The organism is Thermostichus vulcanus str. 'Rupite' (assembly GCF_022848905.1).
GTDB lineage: Bacteria > Cyanobacteriota > Cyanobacteriia > Thermostichales > Thermostichaceae > Thermostichus > Thermostichus vulcanus_A.
Genome location: NZ_JAFIRA010000078.1, coordinates 1 through 6,860, shown reverse-complemented (window position 1 = coordinate 6,860; position 6,860 = coordinate 1). Strand labels below are relative to the sequence as shown.

Here is a 6,860-nt window from a genome sequence, read left to right as displayed (position 1 = left end):
TAGAGCCAGAGACCAAGTTTTATGATCTGATCCCACGGCGCAGCGGCTGGGCGCGGTTGATCCCTGGGGGAGAGGCCCTGGCGCGTTTGCATTTTGATGTGGTGAGCTCCGGCCTACCCCTCTGGCTCTATACGGGCTTTTGAGGGCTGATACTTGGAATTTTCACTAATCCAGTAGAGGATCCTTAGTGGAGTTTTTGGAACAGAAGCAGAAGGCAATCAATCGTTTTGAACAAGACAGCCACAGATTACGACTCCCACTGATGGCAACTGGATAGTGATTCTCGGCAGCGGCACAGAATCTCTACTAGGGCTTGATTCTCAGGTAAAAGAGTCAAAAACAAAACGGCAAATACTCTTTTAGAGGGCTGTATCGAGACCTTCACAGCATAACTTGGCATCATCATAAAGATACAACGTTGGGGATCCACAAACGGTGAAACGGTGGTGAATTTTTATCGAGATGTGCTGCGGCCCCTTCTCTTCTCTGGTCTCAGGGCCGATCCAGAAGCCCTGAAGGTTCGGCTGTTGCAAGCCCTGCATTGGATCGGCACCACCCAGGCCACTGGGATCCTGGCCGGGCTAGAGCACCTGTTTTGCTACCGGGATCCCGTCCTCCAGGTGAAGCTGTGGGGCCTCAGTTTTCCCAATCCCATCGGGTTGGCCGCCGGTTTTGACAAAGATGGCGTCGGGCTAGCCGTCTGGCCCAGTCTGGGATTTGGCTTTGTGGAAGTGGGCACCGTCACCGCTCAGGCACAGCCGGGCAATCCCAAACCGCGCCTGTTTCAACTGCCGCAAGATCAAGCAGGGCTCAATCGCATGGGCTTTAACAATCAAGGGGCTGCTGCTCTGGCCGAACGGTTGCGCCAATTGCCACAGCATCGGATCCCGATTGGGATCAACCTGGGTAAATCCAAAGTCACCCCACTGCCAGAAGCTGCCGGGGATTATTTGACCAGTTTTCGCCTGCTCAAAGATTTGGGGGACTATTTTGTGGTTAATGTCAGCTCCCCCAACACACCGGGGTTGCGTTCTTTACAAGCCACCGAACAACTGGAGCCGATCCTGGTAACCTTGCAGCAGGAGAACCAAGGGCGGAAACCCCTTTTGGTGAAAATTGCCCCTGATCTGGACTGGCCGCAGATCGATGCCATTCTGGAGCTGGCCCAAACCCATCACCTGGCCGGGATTGTTGCCACCAATACCACCCTCCGGCGGGACAATCTGAAAACCCGTTCCCTCCCCGGCAGAGGGATCCCGCTCAGCGAAGAAGCGGGCGGGATCAGCGGTGCACCCCTACGCGCCCGTTCCACCGAGGTGATTCGCTACATTCACCAAGTTACCCAAGGAGGACTACCGATCATCGGCGTGGGGGGCATTTTCACCCTGGCGGATGCACTGGACAAACTAGAAGCCGGAGCCAGCCTGCTGCAGGTGTATACGGGCTGGGTTTACGAAGGACCGAGCATGGTGCCCCGACTGCTGCGGGGATTGGCCACCAAACACAAAGCCACAGCAAACCCTACGTTACACTTCCGCTAGAGAATGCCGACACAGGTAAGATCCAGGCGTAAGATCGTTAGGAATTCCTGTGAGAGCTTACCGGTGAACCTGCTGCAACACCTTTTCAAAACCCCCTATCCAGTTATCGGGGTGGTTCATCTGTTGCCGCTACCCACATCCCCCCGTTGGGGAGGCGATTTGGAGTGGGTGATTGCCCAGGCGGAACAGGCGGCGACAGCCCTAGCGGCAGGTGGCGTGGATGGGATCATCGTCGAGAACTTTTACGATGCCCCCTTTGCCAAGGACCGGGTGGATGCAGCAGTGGTGAGTGCCATGACGGTCGTTGTCCAGCGGCTGAAAACGTTGGTCTCATTACCTCTCGGGATCAACGTCTTGCGCAACGATGGTCACAGTGCCCTGGCGATTGCAGCTTGTGTGGGGGCGCAGTTTATTCGGGTGAATGTGCTCTCGGGGGTGATGGCCACAGATCAAGGCCTCATTGAGGGAGATGCCCACCGCCTTATGCGCTATCGCCGCGAGTTGGGGGCAGATATCAAGGTTTTTGCCGATGTTCTGGTGAAACATGCCCAACCTCTAGGCCCCGTGGGTCTCACCGCCGCTATTGCCGACACCGTAGAACGGGGCTTGGCCGATGCCATCATCCTCTCCGGTTGGGCCACGGGCAACCCACCCATTTTTGAGGAGCTGGAGCTGGCTCGCACTGCTGCTCCCCATGTGCCTTTGTTAATTGGTTCCGGAGCCACTGCAGAGAATATTGGTAGCTTGATTCGGCGGGCGGATGGGGTGATTGTGGCCAGTTCCTTGAAGCGGTCATCCCGTTCCGTGAGTATTCCAGCCGGCTATAAGGACTCCGTCCCGTTGACGCGAGCGGATCCCTTTCCTCTCATTGACCCGATTCGGGTGCGGGAGTTTGTGGAAGCGATGCACCTCGGGATCCGCGAGCGAGTTTCTAACCACTCCTACGTGGCCACCCCCAGTTCCGGTTAGAGCTTTTCCGGTACTATGCACTTCTACTATGCACTTCAATGACCCACACCCACACCTGCCCACCCAAACTCCTGAGGCGAGCGATTCCCTGGAGAGGGGGCCTTCAGGCTACGTTCTGACTCAGATCCCACGCATCTTGGTGGTGGATGACGATGCAGCCACCCGTAACTACATTGGCGAGGTATTGCGAAGTTCTGATTACCAGGTGGAAACCCGAGAAAGTGGAAAATCGGCCCTGGAGTACTTGCAAACTGCCGAAGAAGGACAATTGCCAAATGTGATCATCTGCGATTGGGTGATGCCCGAACTCTCGGGGGTGGATCTCTGTCGCCGTCTGAAGGGATCCGCTGATGGCCAATTTGTGTACTTCATTCTGCTGACAGCGCGTTCTGAGATTGGGGATCGGGTACGGGGCTTGGATGCGGGGGCCGATGAATTTATTGCCAAACCGGTTGACCCAGATGAGCTACAGGCACGGGTACGGGCAGGGCTACGGCTGCAACGGCTGACCCAAGCCTTGGCCCAAGCCAATCGACAACTGCAGGCCCGTAACGATCTGTTGGAGTCCCTCTCCCTCACGGATCCCTTGACAGGGGTTTTGAATCGACGCGCTTTGGATCAGGCACTGCCCCATTTGCTCAAACAGGTGGGGCCCCGTTTTGGGGAAGCTCGCTACCGCTATCTCTGCCTGCTGATGATGGATGTGGATCACTTCAAGCAGGTGAACGATACCCACGGCCACTATATTGGCGACTGTGTGCTGCAAGCCATTGCCGGTCGACTGCAAAATCAACTGCGCCCCTCCAGCTTGCTCTACCGCTATGGGGGCGAAGAATTTGTTTGTATCACTCCAGGGCTGAACCCTTCCCGCAGCTACCGCTATGCCGACTTTTTACGGCGGGTAATCAGCAACGACCCAATTGCCATTTCCCCCAAACGCAGCCTACTCATCACCATTAGTATTGGCGGGGCCGTGATCACAGAAGATCACCATCTAGAGCCAGAAGCTGCTCTGCAACAGGCCGATGAGGCCCTCTACCAAGCCAAACAAGCGGGGCGAAACCGGGTCCACATCCTCACCCCACCCTTAGACACAAGCTCCTGAGGCTTATTCTCTGGGATTGAATTGATAGCCTGAGGCCACCGCCAGTGACTCCAAAGAGCGTACACCCGTGTAGGTGCGGCCATTGATCACCCAGGTAGGGTAGCTAGTCACCCCCGCTTCTGTGCACTCTTGGGCCTGCGGGGTTCCAGGGCCATTGGGGGAGCACTCCACATAGGGCACTTCCGCAAAAGCTGCCCCAAACAAATCCTTTTGATCCTGGCAATGGGGACACCAGTAAGCTCCGTACATGGTACCGCCTGTTTCCCTGAGGTGGGTCGCCAACCCCACAGCGAAGGGGCTCGGAGGAGGCACTTGATTGGCATACACCCCAATGGTAACGATTAAGGTCAATACGCTCACCAGGATGTAACCGAAGCCCATCTTGCCCCAATCCAACCAGCGGTGGCCAAATACCGTCACCAGCCACAGTCCCGCCACCAAGACAATCGCTGCGGAGCAATACATACAAAACTGCCGCAGCACCGCCACCATCAGGTAGAGCATGTACATTTCAAAGGCGGTCATGGCGGAAACCAGGCCAAACAAAGCTGGCCAGCGCCATTGCTTCACCAACGGGATCCCGTCCGGAATCAGGGCCAACCCCAAAACGGCCAAAAAGCCCAACAGACCCACGGCAGCCGTCGGGATCCCAAGAAACTCTGCCCAACGGCTAGAGAGCACCAAATCACAGCCCCCATCGCCTGTACAGAAGGCAGCGGGTTGCTCCGTCAGCTTGCTGAAGGTGAGATAAGCCGTTAATAAGGATCCCAACCCGGCCAAAATCGCCAAAATCGTGCGGGAATGACGGTGCAGCCAGGGTTCTTCCTGCGTTTTGAGATAGTAGGCCATTGGATTCTATACCGTTACGGCAGTGAACACCCCCGATTATAGTGGGGATGGCTTGACCCCGTCTTTCGCCTTCAACGCAGAAGCCTCCGTTGCCTGGCGTACTTGTGTGGCAAATCTATCCCCAAGGGCATTCAGGTTCAACAGGGATCCGCCCCCCTGACTGACTCCAGGCCGGTCACAAAGGCTCCAACGACGACGAAAGTAACGGGCCAGATCTTGTTCCGACAGTGCCAGATAGACCGGGCGGCCATGAGGACAGGTATGGGGGTTGAGGGTGCGCTGCCAAGCGTCTATTAACTGTTGCATTTGCTCCAGGGTGAGCGGGATCCCGTTGCGGAGAGCACCCCGACAGGCCACTGCCACCTGAGCGGCCTGCAAATCTTGGCAATGGCTGAGTTCCAGCAGGGATCCCTGAATTTCCTGAGGATCTTCTTGCAGCAAAGCCAGCGGGATCCGTCGCAACACGTGGGTATGGGGGCCAAAGGGTTCAGGTTCTAACCCCAAGTGCTCGAGCTGTTGCAGGGCCTGGGGGGAGAGTCCTTCCAGCGTCAGAGGGAAATCCGGTTCCACCAACTGCCAATGCTGTTGCAGTTGCTCGTAGCGGACGCGTTCGTGAGCCAGGTGTTGCTCCACCAACCATAGCCCCTGGGGATGCTCCGTCAGGATATAGATCTGGTGTAGTTGCGCCAGGGCCTTGAGGGGGGGCAGGGATCCCGTTGGGGTTCCAGGGTTTAGAACTGAGTTCTGGGAGACTGACGGAGCATCGAGACCCTCTGCCTTTTGCGCTTCCTGCCTCGGTGCTGTAGGCATGACAAGATAAGCCTGTTTGGCCTCGCTAGCCCGAATCAGTTGTACGGAGCGGCGGCTGGCTTGTCCGGCTCCTGGGTTGAGGAGAGAGTGCAGATGCTGGCGCAACTGCTCCTGTCGGGTGGCCAGCGCTTGCACATACAGCTCACTCTTGGCGGGATGGCGATTCCAATCCACCTGCTCAGGGGGCAGACGCAGATGGACGACGGCCAAAGGATGTCGGTGGCGGGGCAGGGTATGGTGAAACACCGACTGCATTACCCGCTGCAATTCGGGAAGCTGCACAAAGCGCCCATTCACCGCCAGCCGGATCCAATCGGGGCGGGGACGATGCAGGCGATCCGGTAAACCCAAGAGCATTTCCCAGTCGCCCTCTTGTTGGTGGATGCGTCGGTAGCGCAAGTCGGAGGGATCCAGGTGCGGCAACAGTTGCAAAAGGATGTCTTGCAAGGTTTTCCCTGGCCAAAGGCTAAGGAGCAGGCGCTCATCTTGGTAGAACTGCCAACTAAGAGCAGGATGCGCCAGGGCCGCATTCTGGAGCAGTGTGAGGAGCAAACGGGCAGAAGCAGGCTCTTGACGGCGCAAAGGCCAGTCAGCAAATAGGTTGCTCACGGTCACGACTGTACCCAAGGCAGTGGCCGCCGGTTGCTTGTCCGTGAGGGATCCCTCCCGGTTGTAACAAGCCCTCCAGCCATGGGGATCAGCTCTATGCCAAGTTTGCAGCGTCAGGGATCCCAACCGGGCCAGGCTGTGCAGGGCTTCCCCGCGAAACCCAAGGGTGGAGGGATCCGATTGGGGATCCCACTTGCTACTGGTGTAGCGATGGGCGACCTGTTCCAGTTGCGAGGCGGGGATCCCTTGGCCGTTATCACTGACTCGAATTTGCCAGCGCTGGGGCCAAACCTCCACCTGAATGCGGGTTGCTTGAGCATCCAGGGCATTTTCTACCAGCTCCCGCACCGCCGCCGCCAGGGAGTCAATCACCTCTCCAGCCGCCATTTGGGCGACGCGTTCGGGGGGGAGGGGTTGAATGGTGCACATACCCAGATGCGGCAGTTGAGGATGGCGAATCCAGTCTCCCTAGATAACTTGAGGTAAGTCAAACTAAAGATCCCATCAAAACCTCCGGGGTACTCCCGCCACAGTGTAGCTTGGCAGTGAAGGGGGATAGATAAGGCAATCTCTGGGGTATGCGCTTCGCGCAGGCTGCGCCAACGATGCCCCGGAGATTGCCTGACCTGGAGTCATGACACTAAGCTACGATAATCCCATGCTGCTCACTTACCAGTACAAACTTAACCCAACCGATAGCCAAGCTTTGACCCTAGAAACCTGGGGTGAATTGTTGCGGCGGCACTGGAACTATGCGTTGGGTCAACGGTTTGATGGGTTGAATCGAACTCGTTGCCGGATTGACCGTTGCAGCATTGTTTCTGAGCCCGTTGGGGAGGTGCCGGACAAAGTTGATTACTACACCCAAGCATCGGAGTTACGCGCCACTAAAGAACAATTTCCCGAATACAAAGACATCTATGCGGATTGCCAGCAGCAAAACCTGATGCGACTGGACAAAGCCTGGAAACGCTGGA

Annotated in this window: 6 protein-coding genes; 4 read left to right on the top strand and 2 right to left on the bottom strand. The window is 57.0% G+C overall.

The features are described from left to right. The first annotated feature begins 446 nt into the window (after positions 1-446). The 3 genes from JX360_RS16795 to JX360_RS16785 all read left to right on the top strand — a co-directional run bounded on the left by JX360_RS16795 (position 447) and on the right by JX360_RS16785 (position 3,615). Positions 447-1,541, top strand: a complete 1,095-nt coding sequence (locus JX360_RS16795; RefSeq protein WP_244353250.1) for a quinone-dependent dihydroorotate dehydrogenase — start codon at positions 447-449, stop codon at positions 1,539-1,541. A 63-nt stretch (positions 1,542-1,604) separates the two neighbouring features. Continuing rightward, a complete protein-coding gene (gene btpA, locus JX360_RS16790; RefSeq protein ID WP_244353249.1) occupies positions 1,605-2,510 on the top strand; it encodes a photosystem I biogenesis protein BtpA in 906 nt (301 codons plus the stop codon). 28 nt (positions 2,511-2,538) lie between these two features. Beyond that, a complete protein-coding gene (locus JX360_RS16785) occupies positions 2,539-3,615 on the top strand; it encodes a diguanylate cyclase (RefSeq protein WP_244353247.1) in 1,077 nt (358 codons plus the stop codon). A 3-nt stretch (positions 3,616-3,618) separates the two neighbouring features. Here JX360_RS16785 and JX360_RS16780 read toward each other — a convergent pair whose 3' ends face one another. Then, complete coding sequence (locus JX360_RS16780; protein WP_244353246.1) at positions 3,619-4,464, bottom strand: vitamin K epoxide reductase family protein; 846 nt, start codon at positions 4,462-4,464, stop codon at positions 3,619-3,621. A 36-nt stretch (positions 4,465-4,500) separates the two neighbouring features. After that, positions 4,501-6,312, bottom strand: coding sequence for a DNA mismatch repair endonuclease MutL (gene mutL, locus JX360_RS16775; protein ID WP_244353245.1), 1,812 nt, complete (start codon positions 6,310-6,312; stop codon positions 4,501-4,503). A 229-nt stretch (positions 6,313-6,541) separates the two neighbouring features. On the opposite strand from mutL, the gene JX360_RS16770 reads away from it, so the two are divergent. Further along, positions 6,542-6,860 (top strand): helix-turn-helix domain-containing protein (locus tag JX360_RS16770; RefSeq protein WP_425244437.1); only part of this gene is annotated, 319 nt, incomplete at its 3' end.

Excerpts from the sequence above, each read along its gene's own strand:
- JX360_RS16785 (WP_244353247.1), top strand. The coding sequence starts at position 2,539 with ATGCACTTCAATGACCCACACCCACACCTGCCCACCCAAACTCCTGAG.
- JX360_RS16780 (WP_244353246.1), bottom strand. The coding sequence starts at position 4,464 with ATGGCCTACTATCTCAAAACGCAGGAAGAACCCTGGCTGCACCGTCAT.
- mutL (WP_244353245.1), bottom strand. The coding sequence starts at position 6,312 with ATGTGCACCATTCAACCCCTCCCCCCCGAACGCGTCGCCCAAATGGCG.